We start from the raw sequence: 26,809 nt of genomic DNA on the forward strand, positions 1-26,809 counted from the left end.
AGTGGGAAGCGCTCGCTATGGACACCCTGGGTAAGCTGGGGTGGCAGGCGGTCTCCGGGACCTCGCTCAACCCCGGATCGGGAGAGCGGTCGTTATGGTCGGAGTTGATCCTTCGGAAGCGGCTCCGGGAGGCGATCGCAAAGCTCAACTCGGAGCTGCCTCCGTCTGTGGTGGAGGATGCACTGCAGCGAGTGGTCTCCGCGGCTTCGCAAGATGCGTTTGTCGAAAATAAGCGGATCCATGACTACATGGTCGGCCGGGACAACGGCCTTCGAATCACCTACACCGATGAGCAAGGCGTCGAGCACACACCGACGATCCGCTTGATCGATTTACGGGAACCCTACAACAACAACTTTATCGCCGCGCGCCAGGTCACGATCCGGCAGGGCGAGTACCATCGGCGATTCGATATTGTGCTGTTCTGCAACGGGCTACCGGTTTCGGTCGTAGAGCTGAAGAAGGCCGGGGCTGAGGATGCCGATCTGCGCGGAGCGCACGCGCAACTGATGCGGTACGTCCACGAGTTCCCTCTAGCATTCAGCGCCACGGTAGCCTGTGTGGTTAGCGACGGGATCACTGCTGCCTATGGTACGCCGTTCACACAGTTCGAGCATTTCGCGCGATGGAATGTCGATGAGAAGTGCGAGCCTGTCCCCCAGCCTCCTGCCAGGGACGAGAATCTGCCGCTTAATCTTCTCCTGCATGGGCTCTTCAACCAGGAACGTTTCGTCAAGCTGGTCGACGGCTACGTCGCGTTTGCCCAGGGCAAGAAGGGCTTGATCAAGCGGATTGCCAAGCCTCACCAGTACTTCGTGGTGGAGGAGGCGGTCACCCGGACCGTCGAGGCGGTGCGGACCAACGGACTGGCCGGAGTGGTCTGGCACACCCAGGGCTCTGGCAAGTCGATGGAAATGGAGCTGTTTACCAACCAGGTGATGCGGCATCCGGCGCTCGGGAACCCGACGATCCTCGTACTCACCGACCGGACCGACTTGGACGACCAGCTCTGGGGTACATTCGCCGCAAGCGAGCTGCTTCCGGAGAAGGCGACCCAGGCATCCACCCGGGAGGAGCTCCGGGCCGAGCTGGCCGGCCGGACCTACGGCGGGATCATCTTTTCCACACTGCAAAAGTTCGGGAAGACCAAGGCGGAGAAGGACGCGGGAGCCAAGCATCCGCTGCTCTCGGATCGACGCAACATCATCGTGATCGTCGACGAAGCGCACCGGAGCCACTACGACGACCTGGACGGCTACGCGCGGCATCTACGGGATGCCCTGCCGTACGCCACGATGATCGCCTTCACTGGTACGCCGATTTCTGAGGCTCACCGGAACACCCGGCAGGTCTTCGGCGACTATGTCCAGCCGATCTACGATCTGACTCGAGCAGTGGAGGACGGTGCCACCGTCCCCGTGTACTACGAGAGTCGGCTCATCCCGGTGAACCTGCCCTCCGACGTCGACCCCGAGGAGATCGACGAGCGGGCCGATGAAGCCATGGCCGGCATGGATGATTCGGAGAAGGAGCGGATCCGGCGCAACGTCCAGGTGATCAACGCCGTGTACGGCGCTCCTGACCGGGTGCGGACCCTTGTCGAGGACATCGTCGCGCACTGGGACGAGCGGGCGGCGCAGATGGAAAAGTTTATCGGGGTACGGGGCAAGGCGATGATTGTCTGTGCCACACGGGAGATTTGCGCGGACGTCTACGACCGATTCATCAAATTAGAGCCGGACTGGCACACCGACGACGATGCGACCGGGAAGATCAAGGTAGTCTACACGGGGAGCAACAAGGACACCCCCGAGATCGCCAAGCATGTCCGGCGCAAGTCGCAGGTAAGCGCCATTCAGGCCAGGATGAAGGACGAAAACGATGAGCTGGAGATCGTGATCGTTCAGTCGATGTGGCTGACCGGCTTCGATGCCCCGCCGCTGCATACGCTTTATCTCGACCGCCCAATGAAGGGCGCGCAACTCATGCAGACCCTCGCCCGCGTCAACCGCAGATTTCGAGGCAAGCAGGACGGTCTGCTCGTCGGATACGCCCCACTGAGCGACAACCTCATGAAGGCGATTGCGGACTACACCACCGAAGACCAGCAGTCCAAGCCTCTGGGGCGCGAAATCGAGCGCGCGGTGGACGAGGTGAAGAACCAGCACGCCATCATCGCAGGCATCCTTCACGGTTACCCGTGGCGGAAGCGACTGGCTACCAAGTCATCGAAGGCGTTCATCAACGCTGTGACCGGAGCTGTGGAGTTTCTGCGCAATCCCGCGAACACCCCGCCAGATGCCGAACAGTCCTTGGGTCTGCGATTTACTAAGGCCGCTACCAAACTGGAGCGGCTTTGGGCACTCTGCTCCCGTTCTACAGACCTCAGTGACCTCCGCGATGACATCACGTTCTTCGTGGCGGTCCGGATTTGGATGGCGAAATTCGACGCCGAGGAACGCCGGGCCCGCGGTCTGCCCATCCCCGATGATGTGGAACTGTACTTGCGTCAGTTGACCGCCAGCGCATCGAGGCCGATGGAATAACCGACATCTACGCCGCAGCCGGCATCGAAAAGCCAAACCTTTCGACCCTCAATGACGACTTCATTCAGCGGATGCGCGAGGCGCATAATCCACACCTTGCCATCGAGGCGCTCCGCCGTCTCCTCGAAGGCAAGATGCGGGAGGTCACCAGGAACAACATCGTCCGGCAGCAGAGCTTCAGCGACAGGCTGATGGAGCTCATGCGCAAGTACACGAATCAGAACCTCACGGCCGCGCAGATCATCGAGGAACTCGTCAGGCTCGCCCAGGAGGTTTCCGCGGATGCTAATCGAGGTCAGAGCTTCGCCCCGCCACTCGACATGAACGAGTTAGCGTTCTACGACGCGGTGGCCGCTAACGAGTCTGCAGTCTCGGTGATGGGCGAGGGGAAGCTGGCGGACATTGCTCGTGAACTGGTAAGGATAGTCCGTCAAGACGTGAAGACCGACTGGGTGTACCGTGATGACGTCCGCGCCAAGCTTCGGACGACTATCAAGCGGCTCCTCGCTAAGCACGGTTATCCACCGGACGCTCAGCCCGAGGCAATCGCGCTCGTCATCCGCCAGATGGAGAGCTTCGCTGATGATTGGGCGAAGTGACTGCCGGACTCTCGGAACGTCAGACAAAGCATCTCGTATGGGATGCGGGGTGCGCGATCCGGGGCACGGGAACGACGTCGGCACCCCACGTCCCACAGGTTATGGCACGTGATCGCTTAACGGCATAGACGGCACGACCTTGCCGCGGCGACGGAGACGAGCGGCACCGCCGATGCTCGGGCCGCGTGGCCGGAGTCGGGGGTACGTCCCGGGGGTGGACGATTCTCCGGCCACGCGGCGGTCTATGCGCCGTTCTGCTCGATGACGGCGATTCGGTGTGCGAGGTCGTGCGCAGATGAAGCGGAGATCAGAAGCGGCTTGGCCATCCGGGGCACGGCCCACCATTGACGTGTCTGGTTACCGAACCAGCAGACCCAGGCGCCGAAGTTGGTGCCCAGCTCAACGAGGGTGCGGGCGGGCTCGACCTCCGGCGACATCCGAGCGACGGACTGCTGCTCTGGCCAGCGGAACTCGGCCCAGACGGTCCGGCCTCGCGCGTCCCCGTCGACACCCATCTGCTCGCTGAGAGCCGCCACAATCGCGAGGCCGCGGCCGCCCTCAAGAAGGTTCTCGGTCTCGGCAATGCGGATGGCCGGCTGCGTCGCGGCTCCTGCGTCCGCGACGGCGATGCGCAGTGCGTTGGTGCTGCGCTGCACGTGGACAACGAAGGTGCCGCCGTTTCCGGAGCGGGTGTGCATGATGGCGTTCGAGGCCAGCTCGGCCACGCAGGTGATGACGGCGTCGCGGTCCGGGCAGTCCGTCAGCAGGCCGCCGACATACCGGCGTACCTCCTGGAGTTGGCGCGCCTCGCCGCGAAAGGCGCGCTGGCACCAGCCAGGGGTCATTGCTGTCTCCTCGGAAGGAAGGGCCAACCGCACTCCCGCTCGGTTGCCGAGGCCCAAGGAAATCTCATCCGCAGCGCCGTGACCAGGCGTTTCGCGTCCGCTGCAGGTTCAGAAAGTTCGCCGTGTTCATCGGTGAACATGACAGTGATGGGGCGACTGCAGCCTGTTATCCTGCGGGCCCCGTTGTCCTCCTCATCAGGAAGGGAAGGACGAAATGATTGGACTTGCGCGCCTGTACGCAAAGGCCGGCTTCGGCAAGCACGAAAGCTTCGCCGCGGCGGTCAACTCGCATCCGCTCGCCCGGGAATCCGGGGTGAGCGTGAGCCGGGTGAGCATCGGGCGCTACCTGTCCGGGACGACAGTGCCGGATTTGGCGGTGGCCCGCGTCATCGTCGCCGTGCTCGCTGCGCGTCTCGGCCGACCGGTCACGCTGAACGACGTGTGGCCGGTGGCCTTCGCCCCGGCGGTCTCCGATCTCGCCCTGCGGTACGAGCGGTCTCTTCCCGTCACCGTCGAATGCGTCGCCGAGCTGCTGGCGTGTGAGGTGGACCATGCACGCGCCCACGCCCTGGCGGCGTTGGACTTTGCCCCTCCAGCTGTTTCCGAGGCCATCACCGGCTGGCGGTACGGTCTGGTCGACTCGGCGACCGGCAGGCAGACGGAAAGCCGAGAGGTGACGCACCGCCAGGTCGCCCAGATCCGTGAGACGTGCGCATGGTTCTCCGGGCTCGACCACGCCCGAGGCGGCGGACTGGTGCGTAGCGCGGTGACAACCTACCTGCACGATCACGTGGCCCCTCTGCTACGCGGCAGCTACACCGATGCCGTGGGCCGCAGCCTCTTCGCCGTAGCCGCCGAGATGCTGCAACTGGCCGGATGGATGGCCTACGACCTCGAACGGCACGGCCTGGCCCAGCGCTACTACATCCAGGCGTTGCGCCTGGCAAAGGCGTCCGGCGTGGAGTCGCGGGGCTTCGACGCGTTCGTGCTGGTACGCCTCAGCCAGCAGGCGCTCAACCGCGACCACGCCGACGAGGCCCTCTACCTCGCTCGTGCCGCCCACGACGACGTCGCCCTGTCCGCCACCACACCGGCCGTACGCGCACTCGCCTACGCCGCAGAAGCTCGGGCATGCGCCCGGTTGTACGAGAAGGGTGACACCCACGCGGCCACGGCCTGCCGCCAGGCCCTCCTCGCCGCCCAACGGGAACTCGACACCGGCGATCCCGGCGGTGAGCCTGCATGGATCGGCTATTTCGACCCGCCCGAACTCGCTGCGGAGGTGGCGCACTCGCTGGTCGTGATCGGCGACACCACCGCCGCGCTGCCCCACCTGGACGCAGCACTCACCGGCAAGAGCACCGACCGCGCCCGCGACAGGCTGTTCTGCCAGCTCAACCTGGCAGCAGCCCATCTCAAGACCGGCGACCTCGACGCCGCCCTGGCCGTCGCGGAACAGGCTCTCCCCACCGCGGGAACCATCGCCTCCACCCGGGTCCGAAGCCGGTTTCGGAGCTTCCGCCGATCGCTACCCGACAAGGAGCCTCACGTTGTCGCGTTCGATGAACGCGTGCATGATGAATTGGCCGGAGTTGCGTAGAGCTCCGGGGATCAGACGACAAAGTGCCGTCTGGTGAGCCGGGCAACACGGGGAGCGCCAACTCTCACGATGAGTACGCAGCCGGTCGACGCCCCCTACAGGACAGCCCTGGTAGACGCCTGTCGACAGGCCGGGCTCGATTGTGATGGTGCTCGGCTGCTGCGCGTTCACGCCAACGCGATCTACCACTTGCCCCGGGAGAACGCCGTCGCGCGCGTCCGCAACGCCTCGGCGCTGGAACGCATGCGCATCGCCGTCCAGACCGCCGCCTGGCTCGCCGAGAAGGGCTTTCCCACGCTGAGGCCGCTCGACGTGACCCAGCCCGTGATAGTTGGCGCTTACCTGGTGACCTTCTGGGAGTACCTGCCGCCCCTCGACGGACGGTCGGCCGACGTCACCCACCTCGCCGGCCTGCTGCGCGTGCTGCACCGTCATCCGCTGCCTCCGCTACCGCTTCCCTCTATTCGCCCGGTGGGGAGCACCGCAGCCGAGGCGATGGCGTCCACCGTCCTGTCGGAGAGCGAGCGGAACTGGCTGGTCGCGCGTTGCGTGAAGTTGGAGGAGGGCTTCGCGCGGCTCGCGGCCACGCTGCCGCGGGGGATCGTGCATGGCGACGCCCACACCAACAACCTTCTCCCTCATCACGAAGGCGGCTGGGTGCTCATCGACTGGGACTCCGTCGGCGTCGGCCCGCCCGCGTACGACTTCATGCCCATCTACCTGCGCCCCCGCCGCTTCGGCTATCCGCAGTCCTTATGGCACGACTTCTGTACGGCCTACGGAACCGACCCAGTGGAGGACGGCGACCTGAACCTGCTGGCACAGATCCGTGAGGTTCGCAGCCTCAGCGCCTTCATCCGCGGCGCCAAACACAACCCAGCCGCCCGCACGGAGCTGCTCAACCGACTGTCCTCCCTCATGACAGGAGACAGCACGCGCAGGTGGAACGCCCTCTAATCTGGCGCGACCGACAGCGAACCCTAAGCCCGTGGGGTCTGAAGCCTGACCGGCGACTTTGGAGCCGAGTTCATCCGGTCCAGCAGGGCTTGGGTTTCGGAGGAACAGGCCACCCCGAGGGCATCGAGGCGGGCCTTCAAATGGCGAGCGCGCATGCGGGCTTCGTCAGCACGGCCGAGGTCGATCAGGAGCCGGATGGCCGATCTGGCTGCGCTCTCCATGTCCGGGTCGAGAGCGCACGCCTGGTCGTAAACCTCCAACGCGCGCTCGTTCCGCCCTGCGCGTTCGTGGAGCACTCCGAGCTGAAGGAGGGCCTTCGCACTGGCCACGGTCAGCGGCCAGCGGTGGTCCTGATCGAGCCAGTCGTACCTGAGGCCCTGACACAGGCGTCCCTGGCACAGCCTTGCGACCACTTCCAGTGCGACCGTCTTGGCCTCCTCGTCCGCGGCGGTACGCGCGTCGGCGAGCGCGCGGTGGAAGGCCCATAGATCCACGTCGACGCGCTGCGCCTCGATGCGGTACGTCTTGCCGCTTCGTTCGATGAAACTGGCTTCCTTCTCGCCCAGGCCGGAGGCTCCGCGCAGCGCGGCGCGCAGGTCCTTAAGTGCGGCGTGGAAGCGGTACCCGGCCAGCGTTTCCTCCAGATCCGGCCAGAGATGCTCGCAGATCTCCTCGCGATCCAGGCCCTTGGGGTAGACGGCCAGGAGGACGAACAGCTCCAGCGCTTTGGCGCGGCCGGAGATGTCCACCGGTGTGCCGCTTGCCTCGATGACCGGTGCGCCGAGGATGGCGAACCGGACCGGCTGGGGTGCGGTGCTGGGTGGCGGGACCTCGAGTTCTGCCGGCTTCTCGGTTGGCTCGGCCGGCATGCCGTTCCCCACGGCGAGTGTGTGGAGCACTGTCGCCACCGCATCGGCCGGCATATGGAACAGCGTGACGTCGCGGAGTTCCTTCGCCAGAGGGCCGATCGTCTCGGCCACTCGGTAGTCCTGGTCGATATCACAGGTGGTTCCGGACGACGATCGCCCTATCAGGACGGACCCGACGCCGAAGGTGGACCCCAAGCTCATGAGGGTGTCCAGGTAGGCATGGCCATCCGCAGCGCAGGCGGTCAACAGCAGCGCGGGCAGCGGCTCACCGGGCTCGGCCTCGCGGAGCTGGGGGATGTCGTCGGTGTCCTGGTCGCGGAGGATGCGGCGGCGGGCGACGAACTGTTCCTCGAGGTGGTCGATGGCCTCGTCCAGGGTGGCGACCAGCCGGAGGCCCGGCAGGTGATTGGCCAGGGTGGTGATGGTCTCGCCGAACCACCATACGGCGTCCTGGGAGGGGATGACGATTTCAGCGCGATGCTGGTCGGCCTGGGTGAGGAGGTCGAGCACAATCGCTCGTACGCAGTCTTCAGCTCCCGGACCAGTCAACGCCAGGTTCAGGCCGGACAGCTCAAGGGAGACGGGCTCCTCGCCGCGGAGCCCGGCTTTGAGCATGAATGGCGGGTCGATGGAGAACGCGGAGGTGACCAGCTCGAAATCGTCCGGCGGACCATCTTCTGATTCGGCGAAGCTGCGGTGGTGTGACTGCTCCAGCGCTCGTACGGCAGGCGCCTGCGGTTCGAGGGAAGGCACGCTGATCGGCTCGTCGACGGCCGGGACGGGTAGGCGTCGCCGATGGCGGAGCCGGGCGGAGGCGAGCGCGACGGCCACGCCGGCGGCGAAGGAGATGGCCATCATGCCGCCTTCCGGCAGCACGACCACGCTGGAACAGACGGCCGATCTCCTTGGCTGCGGCGAGAAGTCCGCCGTGGGACGAGGTGAGGCGTCTTCGTGGTGACCGGGTTGCCGCGTTGCCGATATAGCCGTGGGAAGAAGCGAAGGGGCTCGGTGGCGGGTCGGATCGGCCTTCCCGGTGTCCCGTTCGCGTTCGGGCAGGACGAGGTGCCATCCGGATTCCAGCACGTCAGGATCGGTCAGCCGGGCGCCGCCCGGCTGCGGTCGATCTCTATTCAGCCTGAAGATCTCTTTGTATCGCTTGCCGTCTCCGAGGTGCTGTTCGGCGATCTCCCACAGGCTCTCGCCCGGCCTGACGGTATGGGTGCGTTGGGATGAGCGAGGTTCCTTCCTGGCCGCGTCGCCCGGCAGACGTAGCGTCCATCCGGGTCTCAGCCAGTCTCCCCGGGTGAAGGTCTGCCCGTCGTCCATGGCGCGTCCCTGGTTCAGCGCGACGATCTCCCGGTAGCGCATCGGGTCTCCGAGTTGCTTGTCGGCAATCGACCAGAGCGTGTCTCTCGGCTGGACCACGTAGGTCGCGTACGGCTTTGCCGGCTCAGACGTCTTCGGCTCGGCCGCCGTCAGGTGGTGCGAGGGCAAGGCCACTGGTGTGACTGCCACCGCTGCCGCCGGGATGGTTCCGCGGGATGCGGCAACCGGAGCTGTGGTTGCCACGGTGATCGTGGTGATCAGGTAGGCCGCCAGTCGCTGGAACGGCATGCGCACCCTCCCGCGCCTGGCGCGGGCCGTTGCCACCAACTCGGCGATTACTGCCCCGGCGAACAGGGTCCAGCACGTCCATACGGTCGCGAGCAGGAGCGTTTTGATCACAACGGGTTCGGCGGGTGTGGCCAGGTCGTCGAGAGTGGGAAGGTCTACCGGCCAGAAGAAGGTCAGCAGGATGGCGGGGATCCCGGCGAGCAGCCCAGTAAGCACCGCGATCGCCGTTGCCTTGGCGAGGATGGGGTGACGCAGCCCGTACATCGTCATGATCTTCCTTGCTCGATGCCCTGGAACATGCGCGCTGAGGCGCTGGCTGTGGCGGTCACGCTGCCGATCCCGATCAGGGAGATCAGCATGGTCGGCCGGGAGACCGTGACGGTCACCTGGACCGTGCGGTTGCCGGATAGGGAGGCGTTGCCCGAGTGCCCGCTGGAGGACAGGTAGGCCCGGGCGGCGGCCAACGCCTTGGAAGTGTCGATCTCGAATCGGCCGCCGGCGTAGGCGTGGTCGATGTCCACCTGTCCAGCTCCGGCGCGGGCGGCCTCCTCGGCCACGGCGTACGCCTCGCGGTATGCCTGGATCTTGGCTCCGCCGTCCACGACGAGTCCGGCGCAGATCAGCAGCGCCAGGCCGAGCACCGCGGTGAACGCGGTGACGGAGCCTCGCTCCTTGGTCCGGGTCACGGCTGTCCGCTCCTTGCGCGGTGCGGGTCGATCGGGCTGCTGAAGCTGCTGGTCAGGCGCTTGGATCCGGGAACACCGGGCACGGCGAGGTCGGCCAGGTCCACGTCACAAGTGACACGAGCGACCACGACAGCAGGCCTCCCCAGCGGAGTGGAGAACCCTGTCGTGTCGACTGCCACCGACGGCGAGCACGCCAGTCCTTCACGCTCGAGTGCCGCCCGCGCGCTGGAGAGAGCGGCCGATCGTGCCGCGGTTGGATCGCGGGCGATGGAAGCCTGGCGGGCCGCGTCCCGCGCCGCGGCGTCGATGGCACCGTAGGCGAGAGTGACGCGGCCCAGTCCGATCACCATCAGCAGCACAGCGACCAGTCCAGGCGCGATAATCGCCGTCTCCAGGGCCATCGAGCCGCGCTCACGCAGGTCCGTCATTCGGATGTCCACTTCTCCACCGGGGCCCGGGCGACCTGCTCGACATCGAGGGGCAACAGCGGAATCAGGCTGATCGCCTGGCCGCTGACCGCCACGCTGAGGCTGTCCGCGGTGCGCTCGACGCTGACCTTCGTGGAGGTGAGGAACGAGCCGCCGACCTGCCGGATGAAGCGTTCGGCTGTCGCCTGGCCGGCGGAAAGGCTGGAGCCGTACGCCCGCCCGGCTCGCAGTCCTTCCTGAGCCGCCGCCAACGCGAGGTTCCGGGCGTGGAACCACAACGCGGCGTTGATTGTGAGCAGGACCAGCAGGAGGAGCGCGGGATAGACCAGCGCGGCCTCCAGCGTCGCTGATCCTCGCTCACGCCCGCTCATTTGATCTTGGCGAGCTGTTCGTTGACGACGGACGTGATTTTCGCGCCTACGGCGATGGCCAGCAGGAACACCACGGCTGCGATGATCACCCATTCGACCGTCGAACCACCGCGTTCAGGGTTCACGCCGCGCCGCTGCACGTACCGGTTGATAATCAGCGACATCCGTTCTAGTTGTACGGCCAGCGCGAGCATGGCTCTGTAGATCATCGGTGGGTACCTCCGAAAGGGTCAGCCGCCGGTCATTCGCGCGAAGGCGGGATAGCCGAGCAGCAGCAGGAACCCGAGGACCGACAGGGCCATCGGGACGGTCATGGTCTCGGTACGGGATTTGGCCTTGGACACCTCGGCCGACAGTTCGACCTCGCGCAGGGATTGGGCCTTGGCCATGAGGGTGTCGAGGATGCCGGCGCCGTGGGTTCCGGCGAGCCGTGCGATGGCGGCCAGGTCGGCGAGCTCGGGAACGCGGATCTCCTCGGACAGCCGGGTGAGCTCATCCCATGCGCTCGCGGTGGCCCGCCGTGCGGGGTCCAGCGCGAGACACAACCGCTGGAAGGTCCACCCCCCGCCGACCTTGGCGGCCGACTCCAGCGCCTCAGCCGGCCCCGATCCTGCCGCGCGAGCGAGCGCCACCAGATCCAGGTACGCCACGATGGCCTGCCGGAACGCCGCCCGCGCCTCAGCGGCCTGGCCGCGTAGCGAGGCGTCGGGGGCGAAGAACGCCGCGACGGCGAAGGCCAGGCATGCCCCCCATGAGACCGGCCAGGGAAGGACGACGCCGAGCAGTGCGCACCACGCCCAGAAGCCGACCGGACCAGCCGCCCCGAGCCCGATCATCGCGCCCTTCTGGGTGAGGTAGTCATCGGCCGTCCTGCCGAGCACCGCCAAATCCGCCTGCGGGAGCCGCGCCCCGATAACTGTTCTGGACAGTTTCCGCGCCATGCGCGACCGCCAGTCCCCATCCGGCTCGACACGGCTCCCACCCGGCCTGAGCCGTTCCATGGCTGAGGCGAGCGCGGGCGGGGCGGGGAAGACCGCCATGATGGCGAGGGCTCCGCCGAGGCCGATCAATGCCCCGCAGGTCAGCACCAGCGCTATCACGATGGATCACCTGCGGGGTTGAGGAAGCGATGTCCCTTCGGCGCCCTGGTCAGGCGGTGCAGCCACATGAAGGCACCCGCGTACAACGCGATCACGATGCCGAGAACCAGCTGGCCGCCGACCGTTCCGAACGGGGCGACATAGGCCCGGTTGACCAGCGCGAAGGCGGTGTATCCGAGCAGCGCGCCGATGACCCATCGGGCGGTCGTGCGATGGGTGGCGCGCTCGGCGTCGATCTCCCGCCGTGCCGCCACGTCCTTGGCCACCGTACGGGCGAGGCCCTGGAGTACCTCTCGCAGTCCCTTGCCGCGGGCGCGGCAGGCCAGGATCAGCGCTGCCGCGATTACATCTCCAGTCGGGTCGTTCAGGTCATCGGCGAACGCCCGCAGGGCCTGCTCGGTCGGAGTGCGATAGGCGAGCCGCCGCGCCAGTGCCCGCACCTCGGCGACGATCGCCGGCGGCGGGTTGTCCGCGCTGGACTGCAACGCTTCCTCGATGCCCGCACTGCCGCCCAGCACGTCGGCCAGATGGCGGGTCCACGTCTGAAGCGCCTCCAGGCGCTCGATCCGTTGTCCGCTGTCGCGGGCGCTGAGCATCCGCGGCAGCGCCACAGCGCCCACGGCAGCACCGAGGGCGGCGACTGGCCACCCCGTCAGCCACCATGTCAGCACGAGAACTCCCGCAGCCACTGTCGTAGGAATCGCCGGTATCCGCGGCAGCCGCCGTGCCGGGCGCGGAGGCCGTACCGGGGCTCGGCGCGCTCCCACGATGGCGAGCAGAGGTCCCGCGACGAGCGCCGCGCCAGCCAGCGCGGCGAGCCAGCCGGTCATGCGTACCCTCGATCCCAGGCACGAGGCGCGAACAGGTCCGGGTCGAACCCCGCCGCTACCAGTTCCTCCATGCACTGCGGGATCGTGTTCGGAACGGCCCGCCCGTCCGACCCCGGGACATAGACGTGGTTGACCGCCGGTTCCAGCCCGTCTCCCGGAGGCAGCACCTCGTTCACCTCCGCGACGTAGCGGCGGTTGACCAAGCCATCGATGTCGTGGCGGAGTTCGTGCCGCAGGTGGACGACGAAGTCCACGGCCATGCCGATCGTGCGGAACAGCGTGTCCGGCGCGATGGAAAGGCCGCCGGACCCGGCGAGGATCAGCATCCGGGCGAACACCTGGTCGGCAGAGTCGGCGTGCATGGTGCAGATGGAGCCGGAGCCGCCGGTGTTCATCGCCTCCAGCATCGGCACCAGCTCGTCGCCGCGGACCTCACCGACGATGATCCGGCGTGCGTTGAACCGCAGCGCGTCCTCGATGAGCTGGCGCATCGTGATCGCGCCCAAGCCTTCGGTGTTGCCCTCCCGGGCCTCCATCGCGAGCACGTCTCGGTGCCGGTCGGTCTGCAGGTGAAGGAAGAGCTCGTACTCCTTCTCCACAGTGGCGATCCGCTCGTCCGGGGCGATCTCGGCGGCCAGTGCCCGGGCGAAGGTGGTCTTGCCGTCGCCCATCCCACCCGTGATCACGATGTCCTTATGGGCGCGTACGGCGGCGGCGAGGAACGCGCGAAGCCCCTTGTCCACGGTGCCGTTCACCATCAGGTCGTCCAGGTCGGCCTCGAGCAAACCGTGTCTGCGGATGGACAGGCACGGCCGTGGCGTGACTCCCATCAGCGCGGCGATGCGGGTCCGGTGCCCGACCGACAGATGAAGACGCGGCCGAGCGATCGAGAAATCCCGGGTGGTCTGTCCCTGGTAGGCGGCCCACCGGCGGACGTTGCCCACCAGCTCCTCATCACTGTCGGCGATCGGTGGTCCGAGCGCCTTGCGGCCGTCCCGGTAGGTGATCCACACCTGGTCACAGCCGTTGACGTCGATGTTCTCCACCTCGGGGTCGTCGACGAACGGCTGCAGACGCCCCAGCGCGAAGATCTCGTTGTAGACCGCTTCCGCGAGCCGGTGCTCCTCCTGCAGCGTCGGCGCATCCCTGCCGGCCAGTGCCCTGCTGTCCACGTGCTCGCGGACCAGGTCGGTGATGACTGCTCTCGCGTACTCGCGTACGGCCTCGTCCCCGGTGACCGTTGCAGCGTCAAGCGCTTGCGTGACCGTGGGCAGGACCTCGCGCACCGCCTGCTGGACGTCGAAGCTCACGAGACTGTCACCTCGGTACGTGCCGGTCCCTCGCAGAGGTGCTCGGCCAGCGAACGAGCGGCCCGAACCAGTGGAGAACGGGGGAGGTACCGCTCGTTGCCGATGCCATGCGACAGCACGGCCGCGGCCCGAGGATCGTGTGAAAGGTGGTCGACTACCTCCACGCCGAGCGTCTTCGCCACCTCCTTGCGGCCGTACGGCCCGGCCCCGACGAGCAGAACCCGCGGACCGGACCGACGACCGCGCAGGGCTCGAATCTCAGTGAGGCGGGGAGCCAGCGCGGACAGATCCACGAGCGTGGGACGTGCGACCACGAGCACCTGGTCCGCGTCGGCGAGCAGCGAGGTAGGCATGTCCGAGCCGCCCACGCGTCCGACGTCGGCGATCACATCCCCGGGCGTCGCGGTAAAGGTCTTGGCGATGTCCACCCAGAGCTGCCGGACCGAGGCCACCTGAGCAGGGTCGGCGAGACCTGGCAGGATCCGGCGGGACCCGGCACCGGCCAGATGCAGGACCTGCTCGCGAAGAGTGGTGGCGGGGTCGGCACCGCGCCGGAGTTGGACCGCCCACTCGCCCAGGCCGCGTTCCTGTGGTTGGCCGACCAGATATCCGGACAGGACGCTGCCACCAGCAGGATCGCACTCGGCGAACAGAACCTCACGCGGCCAGGCCAGCGTGAGAGCGAGTCCGGTCGTCGTGACGCCCGGACTGTGGCCGCCCGAACACAAGACGGTCAGCATCTATGTTCACCTCGCCCGCGACTGGAGGATGAGCGCGATCTTCCCGTCCGCGGCCTGACGGGCCAGCGCACTGCCCTCGCCGGCCGGGACGACGAGGTCGACCACGATGAGCCCGTCAGCGTCGGGCTCGCCGACGCGGTCGACCCGAGCCTGGTGATCGGCCGGGGTGCCCTGCCCGTTCGAGATGGCGGGCGCCACGGCGGCGGCCACGACGCGATCACCGGGCTGGATTCCCCTGGCAGGCAGTTGGCTGGGCTTGAGCGCCACCGGCACGACGACCTGTCCCGGTGCCGGAACGAGTGTCCCGGTCAGGTGCGCGGGTGCCAGCAGGCTGCCGGCCTTCAGGTCCACAGCGGCGCGTCTGCCGATGACCGCGCTCTTGTCGGTAGCCTCCACAGCCCGTACTCCCGAGTCCAAGCCGAGCGCGACCGTCCGAAGGTCCTGGGCTTGCAACTGCTGGCCGATGGGAACGTCGCGTGCCATGACGAGAACCGGCGTCCGGTGTCCGGCGATGCCGTACACCTGCCAAGCGATCAGCGCGCCGAGAGCGGTCAGCGCGATGCTCACAACGAGCATCACCGGGCTGCGCCTGCTCGGTAGCGGGCGCACGTGTGTGGCCCGGCCCGCTTCCCTGCTCGGCGTGGAGCGCTGGAGCATAGGGCTATCCCTTCGTGACGAGCGCCTGGGCTTCGATGACGCGGATCGGGAAGGTGACCGACTTCGTGATGGGCGGCAGCGTGCCGCCTGTGCCACCTGAACCGCGCCAGGTGCCGCTCCAGGTCACTGACACGGTCGCCCGGTAGGCACTTGCCGGATGCTGGTACGTGTGCGAACAGGTGGAGCTCTGCTGGTCGGCAGGCCGAGTGGTGTCGTACGCGGTTCCGGGCCCGTCGCAAGTGAGCGTCTGGCCGTCGCCGGTACTGATGGTCATCCGCTCGGGAGTGGCAGTGGCCGCGGCCCAGACAGCGCCGATGTGCAGCCGCTTGGACTTGGGCGCCCACTGCCCGTCGGCTAGGAAGAACCACTGCGGGAGTCCGACCAGCCCGTCCTGGCCGCGTGGCGGAGCGGTGAGCACCGTCGGCGGCGCGATCGGGATCAGTTTGTACGCTCGACGAGCGAGCTGCTCAGGGGTTACCGCATCACGCCGTTTCTTGATCCAGACGACGTCTCGGTAGCCATCGGAGCACTCGACCAGGTAGTAGGCGCCCTTGCCGGTCGGCTCGCTGCTCAGGTTGCTGCCGGGATCGACGAACTCCAGACCACCGTTCTCCCGCCCGTCAGCGAACCACGGCTGGTAAGTACATCTGACCTTCGATCCCTTGCCAGTCGGAGTCGCTGACCCGGGACGGGGCAGGCGCTTGGCCGAAATGATGTAGCCCGTGTAGTCGCTCGACACGCCGACGCCGTCCCCGTCTCCGTCCCCGAGCGGGGCAATGGCAAGCCCGGCGACAAGGACATAAGTCATGCCGTAGGCGAACAAGGCTCTTTCACCTGCTCTACCTTCGACACTCGCCAGGCGCCATCCGCCCCCTTCGCGAGGGTGGCGACAAGATGAATGCGACTCGTTCCATGCGTGAGGCGCTTTCCCGTCCGATCGTCTGCCTGACCGCCTTTCCGGGCGTCTTGGCAGTCGTGGAGGGTGGCGCGATCTCTCTCGATCCGTACGTCGAACGGGTGATGTTCGGGATTTCCCCATGTCACCCGGTGCGTGGCGCGGAGCGCGGCGATTCCTCGCAACATCCGGCTCAGGAGAGGCTGGGTGGCCACCTGTTCAAGGATCGCCTTGCGCTCTGCTGGGTAAGCACGCTCGGCGCGTTGGCCGGCGGGGTAGAGGTCGCGGTATGCGGCAAGGACGGCATCCTCGCTCGTGGTGGCCGTCGGAGTGGGCGAGGGCGGCGTCAAGGTGAGGGTTGGTTCTGGAGCGGTGCCGCTGGACTGGCAGGCAGTCACAGCGCTTGCCGTGACGACGAACATCGCCACCAAGGGCAAGGCTCGTTTTGGGCATCGCGAAACAACCCTCACCGGCCAGCACCTTCACCGTAGAAATTGGTCCACTACAAGCAGTCGCCAGATTAGAGTAGTGGCCCAAGTGTGGCGCCTAACGGTCTGGTCATTCAATCATTACCAGCGATTTATCAAGACGCCTAAACCCTTGTGGCGGTTGCCCTCTTGTGGCGCGAGAGTTGAGCCCAAATCGTCGAAACAACGTAATTCTCCGCCTAGTGGGCGCTTGTTCTGTATAGCGCCCTAAATGCGATCAGGAGTTCCGTGAACGTCTCGAACTGCAGCCTTGAGAGCGGCAAGGTACAAACCGCCATGAGGGCGGCTACCGACTTGCCAACAGTCCGGCCATCGCTGTCCGCAGCGGCTACCTGTCGCGCCCGCCGGCCCACGACGTACTGGCTGTGGCGCTAACCCTACGAGCCCGCGCGTGGATCCGGCTACGGGAGCAGGCGGATGAGGCCGTCCTCCAGGTAAGCAGTCTGGCCGGCGCCTGCCGCCAAGATGGCCGCGTTCATCCTCCGCGCCAGGCCTGGCGGCAAGAGCTTGTCCAAGTCCGCGGGAGGAGCGAATACGTATTCGTCGAGTTCCTCGGGTTGCAGGCGGAGCGCCGCGATTTGGGAGTCAGTGAGCACGCCTGCGTTGAAGACGAACATCAGCCCGGCGTCCCAGGGCGGTGCCGGTGGCACCCAGTCGACACATGCGAGCTGACCCACCGGCGGCGCAATGCCCAGTTCCTCCTGCAGTTCACGGAGCAGAGCACTGACGGGGGACTCCCCCGCCTCGACCATGCCGCCGGGGATGTCCCATTCGTCCTTGTAGACCGGGTGCACGACAAGCACCCGCCCCTCGTTGTCTCGGAGCAATGCGCCTGCCGCGGCACGAAGGCGGGGTACGGAGGCGACATAGGCCAGGTATGACGCGGAGTCGCTCATGACGGCTCTGACACTATGAGCCGCGCACGGCCTGGCGCCGGGTATTTCCAAACCTCACGTGGAAGCAGCTCGTACACCACTGGGCGGGACGTCACCGGCCGGCAGGGAAAGACGGCGTGTCGCCCACGGACTGTTCATACCCTGAGCCGGTGCGTACCGGCTCTCTCGACGCCCGTTTGATCGTTCTCCGCGGGAACTCCGGCTCTGGGAAGACCAGCGTCGCCCGGGCCGTGCGGGCCGCCTATGGCCGTGGCCTGGCGCTGGTCGGCCAGGACGTCGTACGGCGGGAACTGCTGCGGGAGCGGGACGTACATGACGGTGTGAACATCGGCCTCATCGACACGATCGTCCGGTACTCCCTCGATCACGGGTATCACGTCCTGCTCGAAGGCATCCTCACCGCCAGCCGGTACGGGGCGATGCTGCAGTCCCTACGCCGTGACCATGCCGGGACCAGCGCCTTCTTCTACCTGGACGTGTCCCTTCCCGAGACGCTCCGGCGGCATGACAGCCGCCCCCAGCGGTCGGAGTTCACCCCCGACCAGATGCGGGAGTGGTACCGCGAGCGCGACCTGCTGCCGGACGGGTGCGAGACTGTCATCGGCGAGGACAGTCCGCTGGAAGCGTCGGTGCGGCAGGTGCTGCGCCAGGCGCGCCTGACTCCAGGGCAGACCAACCAGTGACAACGCCGCACGATGGCGGCCGCCTCGATCCGCGATGATCCCCACGATCGCGGCCAGTGAGATTGTCGTGGTTGAAGGTATCGAGGACAGCGCGGACGAGTACGTCGTCATCCGACGCCTGTAGGCGCTTCCTCCGTCGTCGGGCCGGTCCCCGTGTTCCTTGTGTTCCTCCCGCGAGGTGCTCTTCGGTCAGTAGCCTATGCCGGTGATTCTGGCTAACCCTGACCAGCACACACTGCGCGCGGCGGTGACTGACACGTACCGCGCCGAGGCGGAGTTCGACGACGCGCGGGCCTGGCTGGAAGAACTGCTGGGCAGCCGCAGCGCTATCGAGCCGATCGCGGCTGAGGTCTGGGCGTTCGACGAGGCCCTTGAACGTGTTCTGCTCGTCAAGCACCGCTGGAGAGGCTGGGTGGCGCCTGGCGGGAAGGTCGAGCAGGGAGAAGCCCCACGGGACGCCGCACGCCGTGAGCTGCATGAGGAAACCGGCATCGTCGGCGACCTGTCGGACGTCCCCGCGGCGGTTTTCGTGCGGTCCTATCGTTCTGATTGGGCGCTCACGCTCGGCCTTGCGTATGCCGCAGTGCTCAACGGGTCGCTCCCGCTGAGCGGTGAGAGTCACCAGCCGGCCGCCTGGGTCCCGTTGCACCACGACTGGGAGGGCGCCTTTCCCGAGGACAGACCACGGATCCGCGAGTACGCCAGGCATCTGGCCCGTACCCGAGAAGGTACGGGCCGCTGACCAGAGCGGCTCTGGCTGGAGGCCGCTCAGGTCACGCCTTTGCAGTTACTACGAAGACCGTGAGCGAGTCACAGAAGCCGGCGGAGTGTCACTTCGGCCGTGTCCACGGCTGTGGTGAGAGCGTGCATGTGGGCAGGTGAGAGCTTCCCGGCACCGAGCCCCGACGCGGTCAGTACGGCGTGGAGTTTCTGTCTTTGCTCACTAGCCAGGCGGGAGTAGACCGGGCGGTGGTTCAGGACGTCGCGGGCGGCGTAGGCGTCGAGGATGGCCACCTCCACGACGGCGTCCTGCAGAAGGGCGGGGCAGGGACTGGTCCGGTCGTGGGCCAGGTCGAGTGTGGTCAGTCCGACTCGGGCCTGGAACGTCGCGGTCGCCGGGTCGGGCGGGGCGATCAGAGCGAGTGCCTCCCGCAGGGCATGCTCAAACTCCGGCTGCGGCGCTGGTGACGTCGCTGGGCGGCAGCAGATGCGCAGGAGGGCCGCGATGGCGTTCTCCCATGGTTCCGCGGGGACGGTGGATTCGATCGTGGCGCGAGCCTGCTCGTCGAGGCCGCGTTCCATCAGTGACATGATCATGATTTGACGGCCGTCGAGGAGGCGATTGCCGACGCCGCGATGCGCGGCCATGGCTTCGGCGGCCTCGGTCCAGCGGCCGATCCGCGCCAAGGCCCTGGCACCGTCGATGAGTACGGTGACCCACAGCTCCTCGCAGACCTTTCGGTGGTCCGCCTCTGTGTCGATCAGCACCGACAGATCCACGTTGTGGTTGCGGATCTCGGCTGTGCCGCGCCGCTGAGCAGCGCGGTACAGCCGCGTGAGCAGGTCGTAGGCGCCTTCGCCGTCACCTTCGCGGATCAGCAGCCGGGCGATGTTCACCAGTGGCATGAGTGCCATCACGGCAATGTCCCCGGTGAGGTTGCCCGCTTTGGCGAAGACCTGGTGCTGCCTCCAACACAGCTGCGCAGCCAGGTCCGGCATCCCGACGTCGGAGGCGATCAGCGCGGCGTAATTGAGGACCCCGCTGGCGCGGGCCACCAGATCGCGGTGGCTCGCATTGGCGGGCTCGACGGTCAGATCGGTGAGGTGGCGGATGCGTTCGGCGAGGGGTAACCCGGCCGCCTTGGGTCGGCGGACCAGCGGGATCCGGCTGGCTATTGCGGGGATCATCGGCTCAGCTCCTGCGCGGCCAGTCGACGACGAGACGGCTGTAGGTCTTGTCGATGACGAAGCGCGGTTCAGCGGCCGTTAGTTGGTCGCGGGCGTCATCTACGGCCATGCGGAAGCCGGGTTCCGGGGCGTTGTTGCCCCAGCCGCGGTCCCATTCGCTGATCGCGGTGGCTACCTGGTCGGCGAGCGCGGCGGCGCGCGGGCCGTGGCCGATGACGCCGATCTCCCAGAACCTGCCCTGCTCGTCCTCGCCTTCGCGCACGGTCAGGTAGGCCAGGGTGTCGCCGTCGAGCGCGGCCATGGAGCCCCAGCCGAAGTGCGGGGTGAAGCCGGGGCGAGACCCGGGCATGCGCGACAGGCCGCCTGGCAGCACGCACGCCAGGTACAGATACAGCCACTGCCAGGGGTCCCCTTGGCGGAACTTCACGCCGGAGTAGACCTTGGCCTGCGGCTGGTCCAGCACGGTGCGTATCACCTCGTGGTCCACGTCCTGCTCGCTGAAGGTCTCCAGGCGTACGTTTCCCTCACCGGCCATATGCACGAGGGTGCAGATGTCGTCGCAGACGCCTTTGCGCAGGGGCACGAACGTCGCCATCTCACACGAGACGGCCTTCCAGGTCCGACCGTCGCGTTCGAAAGCAAAGGATCGCGAGATGCTGCCGCGAATCCGCATCGGGATGACCAGGCGTCCGCCGGGGGCAAGCTGGTCGAGGATCCTCAGGGGGACGTCGCCGGCGCCGACGGTGAACTGGATGCGGTCGAAGGGGGCGTGTTCGGGAAGGCCGGCGGCGCCGTCGGCCAGCACGACGGTCACGTTCGGGGCCCCGGCCTGCGCGAGGTTCTTCTGGGCGCGTCCACGAGGTCCTGGTCGACGTCCACGGTCCACACGTGACCACCGGGGGCCACGAGCTGGCCGAGCAGGTGTGCGTTGTAGCCGGTGGCGGCCCCCGCTTCCAGGATCTTGTGGCCGGGCTTGGCGCCCAGCTGCTCCAACTGGGTGGCGACGATCGATGGTGCGGAGATGCAGGAGATCATCTCGCCGGTCTCGTCGTGCTTGACGGGCACGGCGTCGTCGACGTACGCGGCCTGAAGGTCGACGCCAGGGAGGAACAGGTGCCGTTCGGTGTTCCGGAAGGCGGCGATGACGTCAGGAGTGCGCAGGTGGCCGCTGTCGATGAGGCGGGTCACGAGCGCTTCGCGCAGCTCGGCGGGGTCGGTTACAGGCGTCACGGTGGTCTCCATTCGGGTGAGGTTAGAGTCCGGTGAGGTGGACGTGCGGGAAGACACGTCAGCTGCCTCCTCGTCGGCGAAGGCGACGTGTCGGCCCAGCCATGCGGTTGCGGCCTGCTCTTCGGCGGACACTCCGGCGCGGTTGAAGGCGAAGATCGCGTGATGGGCGAGTATCGCGCGCAGACCCCGCGTCAGCCGCCCATCCGCGACCAGCCGCCTCAGCCGGTGTCCGGCCTCCTCGAACGCGGCGACGCGCTCGGCCCAGCCGGGCTCGGCGTCCGGCCGCCGAGCGGCGTCGGCGTTCATCAGGCGCCGCATGGCCGCGACTGCCCGGTCACGTGAGGCGTCGGCGGGCGGGCTGACGGACGGGCGTAGAGAGCCGAGCTTCGCCCAGACGTCGCCGATCTCGAAAGGGTCCAGGCCAGCCGCCCGGTTCATGGTCGAGATCAGCAGGACACAGCGTTCCCGGGCACCCGCCCTGCCCGTCTCGGCCAGGGCTGCGCGGCTGTCCGCGCAGAACACCTCATGGGCGACATCCATGCCTTCGGGGCCGCCGAACGCCTCGGTCTCCGGCTCGTAGACACCGCCGACCCAACCGTCGGCCAGTTGGTCGGCGACGAGCCGGTCCAGCAGGTCCGCAGCCGAGCGCTCGGTGCGCAGCCGCAGCCCTCCGTCCTTGCGCAGGAAGTGGAACCGCTGGTCGTGCAGCGCGGACGCCAGCGCCTGGGCAGCCTCCTGGCTCACGGAACCGCCTGGGAACGACACGCTGGCATGCCACCAGCCCTGCTCGGGCGTGATCGGCAGGTCCTCATCGTCGACGTCCATGGTCGTGGGCGCTCCTTCTCAGTGGGGCTCGGGTCGAATGACGGGCGGGGTTAAGTGATCAGTAGAGCCCTGGTCCAGCCGGTGGTGTTCGTGCCGTCCAGGGCCAGTTGCGCGCCGGCACGGCCTTCCATGAATCCGGGCTTGGACAGCCGGTCCAGGTCAGCGGCCAGGCGATTTGTCAGGTCCTCGATCTGCGGCGTGTACCGGCCCGGGTCGGGGCTGTCGTCGGCGACGGCACGGACGACGGTCAGTAGGCCGGCCCAGCCGTGGCACAGCGAGGCATCGGTAATCCGGCTGACGCAGGCCGGGTCGGTGAGGACGGATGCGACGGTGTCCTCTGCCGCGAGGCGACGGGCCGGGTCGTTCAGGGCGATGGCAGCCAGTTGCCGGGTGCGGGCGGTGCCGAGTTCTCCGTAGCACCACGACGGGCGCGCGACCTGCCGTTTCGGCCGCTCGGAATCGGACAACTGGTCCCGGGTGATCCAGTAGCAGCAGCCGTATCTGTCCAGCCAGCGCGTGAACACCTCGATGGCATCGTGCTGTCCCGACACCTGAACACCGCGCCGGGCGGCGAGGGACAGCACCGCCAGGGGGCCGGCGATGCCGTGTGCGACACCGTTGTTGCCGTGTCCGCCGGACATCTCCTCACCGGCGGGCCCGGCATCCGACCACCAGCCCGGCAGCTCCCGGCCCTGGATGCGGACCGGCCGGCACAGGGAAACCAGGTAGTCCAGCACCTCTTCCAGCAGTGGCGAGGCGCTGTCGCGGGTCAGCAGCAGCGCGCCCAGCCCAGTCAAGCCCCGGATGAGGTCGAACTCCGCGAGATGCGGCAGTGCCCCGCAGGTATGACGCCGCCGCGCTGCGGCCAGTCGGGCGGCCACGACGCGGTCGACAACACCCCGGACGTGACGGTCGGCGCGGCCGGCACGGCTGAGCACGAACTCCAGTGCCGGGGCGCCGTGGAACAACGACGCGTTACCTCCGGCACTGACACCGCCTGCAACCGCCCGCGCCAGGCTGCATCGAGCGGATTTGAGGTCGCCGCGCTCAATGTGCAGCAGCGCCACTCCGAGCGCGCCCTCGGACAGGTCCTGCGTCCGGGGGACGGTCGCCTTCATGAGCGTGCCCTCAGCGGGACAACGAGGCTGTGGGCCCGCCCGCCGATCCAGCCGTCGGCATCCGGCGGCGGAGCCTCGTGCAGGACCGCGACACCGGTCGGACTGGAGGCAAGGTGAGTGCGCAGTAGGTCCAGGTGCATGTCCTGGCGGAGATCGAGCGGAAGATGCTGGGCGTCCTCGGCCAGGAGCACGCGGTCTGGCACGCCGAACCGGTCCATCCACTCGTGCAAGCGCACGGCCCACTCATCCAGCGTCGCGGTGCGACCGGGCAACTCGTGAGTCTGCAGCTTCCATCGCGCGGGCACCAGGATCGAACGCCGGTAGTGCAACGCCGGGGTGAATGGCAGGGTCCAAGCCGCGCCCCAGTCGAACCACGTCACCTGGGGAGTGGTGGCCCGGCTGATCTCGGCCAGGAACCGCGCCAGGGGAGGGGTGTAGTTGTTCCACAGGAAGTTGATCGCGGTCGGTGCGAGCACCTCCACGTGTGCCCCGGTGGCGGCCTCGGTCAGATATAGGCGGCCGTTGCGGAGACCGACAGCCAGATCGGACGGGAACAGCACACCCTTCCCACGGTGCCGGAACTCCCCGACGCTGACCAGCCGGGACAGCACATGCGGGGCACGAGTGAGCAGATCGGCCGGGACGCGGCCGGCGTGGAAGGACAGCTGGACCAGCTCCGCGCCAGGCTCGACCGTGGGCAGACCGGCGTACGTCGCGCCGGTCTCTGGGAACAGATGCCAGAACCGGCCTGTCATCGAACCGGCCGCCCGAGAGACGGTGAACACCCGAAGACGGAAGTTCCCAGAGTCGAGAGCCCGCGCCGAGCCCGCCTGCACCTGCACACACAATTCGAGGTGGGGCGGAGTGACCGTACGCTTGCCCGCGGCGGCCTCCAATCGCTCGATCACTGCGCCGGACAGGACCACCGCTCGATGACTCGTGATGGCCGCGGTGCCAACCAGTTCCAGAAGCAGCCGGTCCCGGCGGGTCATCGGGCGGGGCGGCTCGGACACCTGGCCGAAACCCTCGGGAAAGCCCAAGCCCCTCTCGGGGTCCGTCACCAGCTCCAGCGGCACCTCGACCCCTTCGCCGTAGCGGTCGGCGAACTGCTCGATGTAACGGCGCCATGCCGGAGTCCCCGTCGGATACATGGCGAGCCGGGTCAGGACCGTCGCGGCGGTCTCCGCCTCTGTCACGACCGTCGTCGGCAGCCGCACCGTTGCGTCCAGCCGCAGATCCGGCGCCGCCATTCGGTTCCGGGTGTCCCGCAGGGCGGCCGGCAGGGCATCGGCCGGGTCGACGACGGTGGCGGGTGCACGCAGCGACGACCGCAGCAGCCGTACCCGCAGGAGCTCCGCGAGCAGCCCCGTCCGATGGCGTTCGTCCGCGCCCGGGAACTCCGCGGCGAGCTTGTCCGTCAGGGTCGAGTACCGGATCGGCACCCGGGCCGCATCCAGTACCAGCGCGACCGCGGGCGTCAGCGCGAGGGAGAACTCCGAGGCGCCCTCGGACGGAACGTAGACGCGCCCGGCCCGCTGACGTGCCAGATTGTTGACGCACACGTCGACGTCAGCCATCCGATCGCCATCCGCCTCCCAGTCGCTGATCGCCGCCTCCAGCGCCACCGGGTCCGGTCGGGCAACAGCTTGGTGCAACTCCCCGAAGCGGACCTCAGCCACGTCGCCGAACTCGACCAGGGCGACGCCCGCGAACAGGCCGAACGGTGTCGAGCGGCGCGCGTACCTGATCGCGTATCGGGCGGTGGCCAGTGCCGCCCGGCGTGCCCGGCGTACCTTCACCGAGAGCCCACTAAGGATCGCCTGGACCTGGCGGTCCAGATCCGGGCTGGCGCAGGACGCCGTCTGCCGAAAGGCGTCATCGGCCCACACTTCCGCCAGCCACGAACGCCAGCGCTCGAGGGGCGCTGCGGGACCCGGCCAGGGCGGCAGGTCCGGCCCGGTGAGGTGCACCGCGGCGCGCAGCATCCCCTCACCGGCAACCCGGTACAGGCTGTGTCGTAAGCGCGTCATCACCCACACTCCGTTCTTGACAGGAAGGGAGCGGGCCGGAGGGAGCCGTCCGTCCGGCCCGCGTCGCCGGGCTGGACCTGGGCTACGAGGTGGTGCAGGCGCTCGGGCAGGAGCTCCCGCAGTTGTCACCGGTGCTGCACAACAGCACCGTCTCAGTCGCCGGCGTGTTCTCGATGAAGGTGATGTCGAGCTGGAACGGGTCGTCGGCGTCGTCGCCGGCGTGCTGGCGCGGTTCGGCGCTCCGCGTGATGGTCTGCGTGCTCATCCTTTGCTCCTGATCCTTGGTGGAGGGACCTCGGTGACCGCCCGATGGCCCGGCTCTGGGCAGCCGGACCCCGTGTGATCGCGTCCTCCCCGGTGGACTCCCCGCACCGCATCGGTCCGGGGTCGTGCTCGTGGCCGGCGTCTTGGAAGACGACTCCGCCACCACCGCCCCTTGCCGCAGCTACAGCGGCAGGGACGGAGCCTGAGCGTTCGCGGCCAACTGCTCGGGGTCGAATTCGCCGGCCTTCACCCCGTTGATGAATGCGTCCCATTCGGCGGGGGTGAACACCAGGACAGGGCCGTCCTGGTTCTTGCTGTCGCGCACGCCGACTTCGCCGCTCGGCGAGACGGCCACTTCAACACAGGCGCAGTTGTTGGCGCTCCGGCTGCTCTTCCGCCAGGGAACGCCGGACAGCGCGAAGCAGGGTTGAGGCATGGACTATCTCCGATCTTCGTGTCAATGGAGATGGGACAGATTCCGGCCCGGGCGTTCCGCGCTGTGGTGTGCCCGGGCCGGGCGGAGTGCTCGGCGATGCAGGAGACAGGGGCGTGCCCGGCCAGCCCGGACAGGGGCGCTCAACTACACGCCGAGCGGGTTCAACGGCATCGCGACCCGGGGCGCCCTTTCCCGAGGTGACGGAGGGCCGGTGGATTCATCCGGGTGTCGCGGAGTCGCACGAACGGCTCCGAGCGCCGGAACGGCGAACCAGACACCCTTGCCCACCTGTCCGCTGTGATATAGCCGAGTCGGGCGCACGCCACAGTGGCCTTTTGCGAGGGCGGCGACGATGCTCAGGCCGAAACCGCCTTCGTCAAGGTGGGCGATATCGGAGTCGTCGGCCACGGCCGCGGGCGTCAGGGCCTCGGCGAGCCGTTTGGCGACGATGTCCTCCTGGGCGCCGACGTCAGCGATCTCACAGACGATGGGGAACCCCGCGTACTGAACCAGTCGCAGCTCACACGGACCTCCGGTGTGCACGAACGCGTTGGTCGCCAGCTCACTGACCACGACGTCCGCCTCATCAAGCGCGGGGCCGTCCACGTGCTCGGCGACATGCGAACGCAGCAGACGCCGAGCCTGCTGTGGGCCGCCTTCGCGGCTCAACCGCCAGGCGGTGACCCGGATCAGGCAGTTCTCAGCGGGGATCTGCACTGGTTGTTCGGGTGTTGATGGTGGCGTCTGGGTCGGGGCAAGGAGCACATCCATACAAGGTCTCCTGAGCAGGCGTCTTCCGGGAGAACGCCGCCCCGTCGTGGTGACCGTGAGCGACGAGAGGGTCTCTCATGGGATTGCTCCTGCGAGCGTGCCCTCTGCAGATG

24 protein-coding genes and 2 pseudogenes are annotated in these 26,809 nt (G+C 67.7%); 5 read left to right on the forward strand and 21 right to left on the reverse strand.

Annotated features, from left to right (window positions below; genetic code table 11):
- Nucleotides 1-17: 17 nt before the first annotated feature.
- Nucleotides 18-3,145 (forward strand): annotated as a pseudogene (locus B1L11_RS03745) (type I restriction endonuclease subunit R).
- 242 nt (nt 3,146-3,387) lie between these two features.
- On the opposite strand, the gene B1L11_RS03750 reads toward B1L11_RS03745, so the two are convergent.
- Nucleotides 3,388-3,990 (reverse strand): ATP-binding protein, encoded by a 603-nt coding sequence (locus B1L11_RS03750; protein WP_079313176.1) that lies wholly within the window; start codon nt 3,988-3,990, stop codon nt 3,388-3,390.
- A gap of 214 nt (nt 3,991-4,204) precedes the next feature.
- Between B1L11_RS03750 and B1L11_RS03755 the strand changes: the two genes are divergently transcribed.
- On the forward strand, nt 4,205-5,590 hold the full coding sequence (locus B1L11_RS03755) for a hypothetical protein (RefSeq protein WP_079313177.1): 1,386 nt from the start codon (nt 4,205-4,207) through the stop codon (nt 5,588-5,590).
- A 69-nt stretch (nt 5,591-5,659) separates the two neighbouring features.
- A complete protein-coding gene (locus B1L11_RS03760) occupies nt 5,660-6,547 on the forward strand; it encodes a phosphotransferase enzyme family protein (protein WP_079313178.1) in 888 nt (295 codons plus the stop codon).
- 23 nt (nt 6,548-6,570) lie between these two features.
- Here B1L11_RS03760 and B1L11_RS03765 read toward each other — a convergent pair whose 3' ends face one another.
- The 13 genes from B1L11_RS03765 to B1L11_RS03815 all read right to left on the reverse strand — a co-directional run bounded on the left by B1L11_RS03765 (nt 6,571) and on the right by B1L11_RS03815 (nt 17,431).
- Entirely contained in the window at nt 6,571-9,300 is a 2,730-nt protein-coding gene (locus B1L11_RS03765) for a LysM peptidoglycan-binding domain-containing protein (protein ID WP_079313179.1), read from the reverse strand.
- Nucleotides 9,297-9,716 (reverse strand): pilus assembly protein TadG-related protein, encoded by a 420-nt coding sequence (locus B1L11_RS03770; protein WP_079313180.1) that lies wholly within the window; start codon nt 9,714-9,716, stop codon nt 9,297-9,299. The genes B1L11_RS03765 and B1L11_RS03770 overlap by 4 nt, the downstream gene beginning before the upstream one ends.
- Nucleotides 9,713-10,144 carry a TadE/TadG family type IV pilus assembly protein gene (locus B1L11_RS03775; protein WP_079313181.1) on the reverse strand — a complete coding sequence of 144 codons (432 nt, stop codon included), beginning with the start codon at nt 10,142-10,144 and terminating at the stop codon, nt 9,713-9,715. Before B1L11_RS03775 ends, B1L11_RS03770 begins: the two co-directional genes overlap by 4 nt.
- Entirely contained in the window at nt 10,141-10,515 is a 375-nt protein-coding gene (locus B1L11_RS03780) for a TadE/TadG family type IV pilus assembly protein (RefSeq protein WP_179154962.1), read from the reverse strand. The genes B1L11_RS03775 and B1L11_RS03780 overlap by 4 nt, the downstream gene beginning before the upstream one ends.
- Complete coding sequence (locus B1L11_RS46450; protein WP_179154963.1) at nt 10,512-10,724, reverse strand: hypothetical protein; 213 nt, start codon at nt 10,722-10,724, stop codon at nt 10,512-10,514. Before B1L11_RS46450 ends, B1L11_RS03780 begins: the two co-directional genes overlap by 4 nt.
- Before the next feature lie 21 nt (nt 10,725-10,745).
- Nucleotides 10,746-11,615, reverse strand: a complete 870-nt coding sequence (locus tag B1L11_RS03785; protein WP_143736896.1) for a type II secretion system F family protein — start codon at nt 11,613-11,615, stop codon at nt 10,746-10,748.
- Nucleotides 11,612-12,286, reverse strand: a complete 675-nt coding sequence (locus B1L11_RS03790) for a type II secretion system F family protein (RefSeq protein ID WP_179154964.1) — start codon at nt 12,284-12,286, stop codon at nt 11,612-11,614. Before B1L11_RS03790 ends, B1L11_RS03785 begins: the two co-directional genes overlap by 4 nt.
- Nucleotides 12,287-12,441: 155 nt before the next feature.
- On the reverse strand, nt 12,442-13,755 hold the full coding sequence (locus tag B1L11_RS03795; protein ID WP_179154965.1) for a CpaF family protein: 1,314 nt from the start codon (nt 13,753-13,755) through the stop codon (nt 12,442-12,444).
- Nucleotides 13,752-14,495 (reverse strand): hypothetical protein, encoded by a 744-nt coding sequence (locus B1L11_RS03800; RefSeq protein ID WP_079313186.1) that lies wholly within the window; start codon nt 14,493-14,495, stop codon nt 13,752-13,754. The genes B1L11_RS03795 and B1L11_RS03800 overlap by 4 nt, the downstream gene beginning before the upstream one ends.
- Nucleotides 14,496-14,501: 6 nt before the next feature.
- Entirely contained in the window at nt 14,502-15,152 is a 651-nt protein-coding gene (locus B1L11_RS03805) for an SAF domain-containing protein (protein ID WP_079313187.1), read from the reverse strand.
- Nucleotides 15,153-15,156: 4 nt separating this feature from the next.
- Complete coding sequence (locus B1L11_RS03810; RefSeq protein ID WP_079313188.1) at nt 15,157-15,975, reverse strand: hypothetical protein; 819 nt, start codon at nt 15,973-15,975, stop codon at nt 15,157-15,159.
- The gene (locus B1L11_RS44785; protein ID WP_143736898.1) at nt 15,957-16,469 is read right to left on the reverse strand and encodes a hypothetical protein; all 513 of its coding nucleotides are present in this window, start codon (nt 16,467-16,469) and stop codon (nt 15,957-15,959) included. Before B1L11_RS44785 ends, B1L11_RS03810 begins: the two co-directional genes overlap by 19 nt.
- Before the next feature lie 467 nt (nt 16,470-16,936).
- Nucleotides 16,937-17,431: an NUDIX hydrolase gene (locus B1L11_RS03815; protein ID WP_079313189.1), complete on the reverse strand. Its 495-nt coding sequence runs from the start codon at nt 17,429-17,431 to the stop codon at nt 16,937-16,939.
- 149 nt (nt 17,432-17,580) lie between these two features.
- Between B1L11_RS03815 and B1L11_RS03820 the strand changes: the two genes are divergently transcribed.
- Complete coding sequence (locus B1L11_RS03820) at nt 17,581-18,114, forward strand: AAA family ATPase (protein WP_079313190.1); 534 nt, start codon at nt 17,581-17,583, stop codon at nt 18,112-18,114.
- Nucleotides 18,115-18,319: 205 nt separating this feature from the next.
- Nucleotides 18,320-18,856, forward strand: a complete 537-nt coding sequence (locus B1L11_RS03825; RefSeq protein ID WP_306291592.1) for an NUDIX hydrolase — start codon at nt 18,320-18,322, stop codon at nt 18,854-18,856.
- Nucleotides 18,857-18,924: 68 nt separating this feature from the next.
- Here B1L11_RS03825 and B1L11_RS03830 read toward each other — a convergent pair whose 3' ends face one another.
- From B1L11_RS03830 to B1L11_RS44790, 7 genes and pseudogenes are all read right to left on the reverse strand, one after another.
- Nucleotides 18,925-20,022 (reverse strand): hypothetical protein, encoded by a 1,098-nt coding sequence (locus B1L11_RS03830; RefSeq protein ID WP_079313191.1) that lies wholly within the window; start codon nt 20,020-20,022, stop codon nt 18,925-18,927.
- A gap of 4 nt (nt 20,023-20,026) precedes the next feature.
- Nucleotides 20,027-22,077, reverse strand: a pseudogene (gene fxlM, locus B1L11_RS54505) (methyltransferase, FxLD system).
- A gap of 50 nt (nt 22,078-22,127) precedes the next feature.
- On the reverse strand, nt 22,128-23,195 hold the full coding sequence (locus B1L11_RS03840) for a lanthionine synthetase C family protein (protein WP_079313192.1): 1,068 nt from the start codon (nt 23,193-23,195) through the stop codon (nt 22,128-22,130).
- Nucleotides 23,192-25,225 (reverse strand): lantibiotic dehydratase family protein, encoded by a 2,034-nt coding sequence (locus tag B1L11_RS03845; RefSeq protein WP_218670886.1) that lies wholly within the window; start codon nt 25,223-25,225, stop codon nt 23,192-23,194. Before B1L11_RS03845 ends, B1L11_RS03840 begins: the two co-directional genes overlap by 4 nt.
- Nucleotides 25,226-25,307: 82 nt before the next feature.
- The gene (locus B1L11_RS03850) at nt 25,308-25,490 is read right to left on the reverse strand and encodes an FxLD family lanthipeptide (protein WP_079313193.1); all 183 of its coding nucleotides are present in this window, start codon (nt 25,488-25,490) and stop codon (nt 25,308-25,310) included.
- A gap of 180 nt (nt 25,491-25,670) precedes the next feature.
- The gene (locus B1L11_RS03855; RefSeq protein WP_079313194.1) at nt 25,671-25,925 is read right to left on the reverse strand and encodes a DUF397 domain-containing protein; all 255 of its coding nucleotides are present in this window, start codon (nt 25,923-25,925) and stop codon (nt 25,671-25,673) included.
- 144 nt (nt 25,926-26,069) lie between these two features.
- On the reverse strand, nt 26,070-26,696 hold the full coding sequence (locus B1L11_RS44790; RefSeq protein WP_143736902.1) for an ATP-binding protein: 627 nt from the start codon (nt 26,694-26,696) through the stop codon (nt 26,070-26,072).
- Nucleotides 26,697-26,809 lie beyond the last annotated feature (113 nt).

The sequence above is a fragment of the Microbispora sp. GKU 823 genome, from assembly GCF_002027145.1.
GTDB lineage: Bacteria > Actinomycetota > Actinomycetes > Streptosporangiales > Streptosporangiaceae > Microbispora > Microbispora siamensis.

Excerpts from the sequence above, each read along its gene's own strand:
- B1L11_RS03750 (WP_079313176.1), bottom strand. The coding sequence starts at position 3,990 with ATGACCCCTGGCTGGTGCCAGCGCGCCTTTCGCGGCGAGGCGCGCCAA.
- B1L11_RS03755 (WP_079313177.1), top strand. The coding sequence starts at position 4,205 with ATGATTGGACTTGCGCGCCTGTACGCAAAGGCCGGCTTCGGCAAGCAC.
- B1L11_RS03760 (WP_079313178.1), top strand. The coding sequence starts at position 5,660 with ATGAGTACGCAGCCGGTCGACGCCCCCTACAGGACAGCCCTGGTAGAC.
- B1L11_RS03765 (WP_079313179.1), bottom strand. The coding sequence starts at position 9,300 with ATGACGATGTACGGGCTGCGTCACCCCATCCTCGCCAAGGCAACGGCG.
- B1L11_RS03775 (WP_079313181.1), bottom strand. The coding sequence starts at position 10,144 with ATGACGGACCTGCGTGAGCGCGGCTCGATGGCCCTGGAGACGGCGATT.
- B1L11_RS03780 (WP_179154962.1), bottom strand. The coding sequence starts at position 10,515 with ATGAGCGGGCGTGAGCGAGGATCAGCGACGCTGGAGGCCGCGCTGGTC.
- B1L11_RS46450 (WP_179154963.1), bottom strand. The coding sequence starts at position 10,724 with ATGATCTACAGAGCCATGCTCGCGCTGGCCGTACAACTAGAACGGATG.
- B1L11_RS03800 (WP_079313186.1), bottom strand. The coding sequence starts at position 14,495 with ATGCTGACCGTCTTGTGTTCGGGCGGCCACAGTCCGGGCGTCACGACG.
- B1L11_RS03805 (WP_079313187.1), bottom strand. The coding sequence starts at position 15,152 with ATGCTCCAGCGCTCCACGCCGAGCAGGGAAGCGGGCCGGGCCACACAC.
- B1L11_RS44785 (WP_143736898.1), bottom strand. The coding sequence starts at position 16,469 with ATGTTCGTCGTCACGGCAAGCGCTGTGACTGCCTGCCAGTCCAGCGGC.
- B1L11_RS03815 (WP_079313189.1), bottom strand. The coding sequence starts at position 17,431 with ATGAGCGACTCCGCGTCATACCTGGCCTATGTCGCCTCCGTACCCCGC.
- B1L11_RS03830 (WP_079313191.1), bottom strand. The coding sequence starts at position 20,022 with ATGATCCCCGCAATAGCCAGCCGGATCCCGCTGGTCCGCCGACCCAAG.
- B1L11_RS03840 (WP_079313192.1), bottom strand. The coding sequence starts at position 23,195 with ATGAAGGCGACCGTCCCCCGGACGCAGGACCTGTCCGAGGGCGCGCTC.
- B1L11_RS03845 (WP_218670886.1), bottom strand. The coding sequence starts at position 25,225 with ATGACGCGCTTACGACACAGCCTGTACCGGGTTGCCGGTGAGGGGATG.
- B1L11_RS03850 (WP_079313193.1), bottom strand. The coding sequence starts at position 25,490 with ATGAGCACGCAGACCATCACGCGGAGCGCCGAACCGCGCCAGCACGCC.
- B1L11_RS03855 (WP_079313194.1), bottom strand. The coding sequence starts at position 25,925 with ATGCCTCAACCCTGCTTCGCGCTGTCCGGCGTTCCCTGGCGGAAGAGC.
- B1L11_RS44790 (WP_143736902.1), bottom strand. The coding sequence starts at position 26,696 with ATGGATGTGCTCCTTGCCCCGACCCAGACGCCACCATCAACACCCGAA.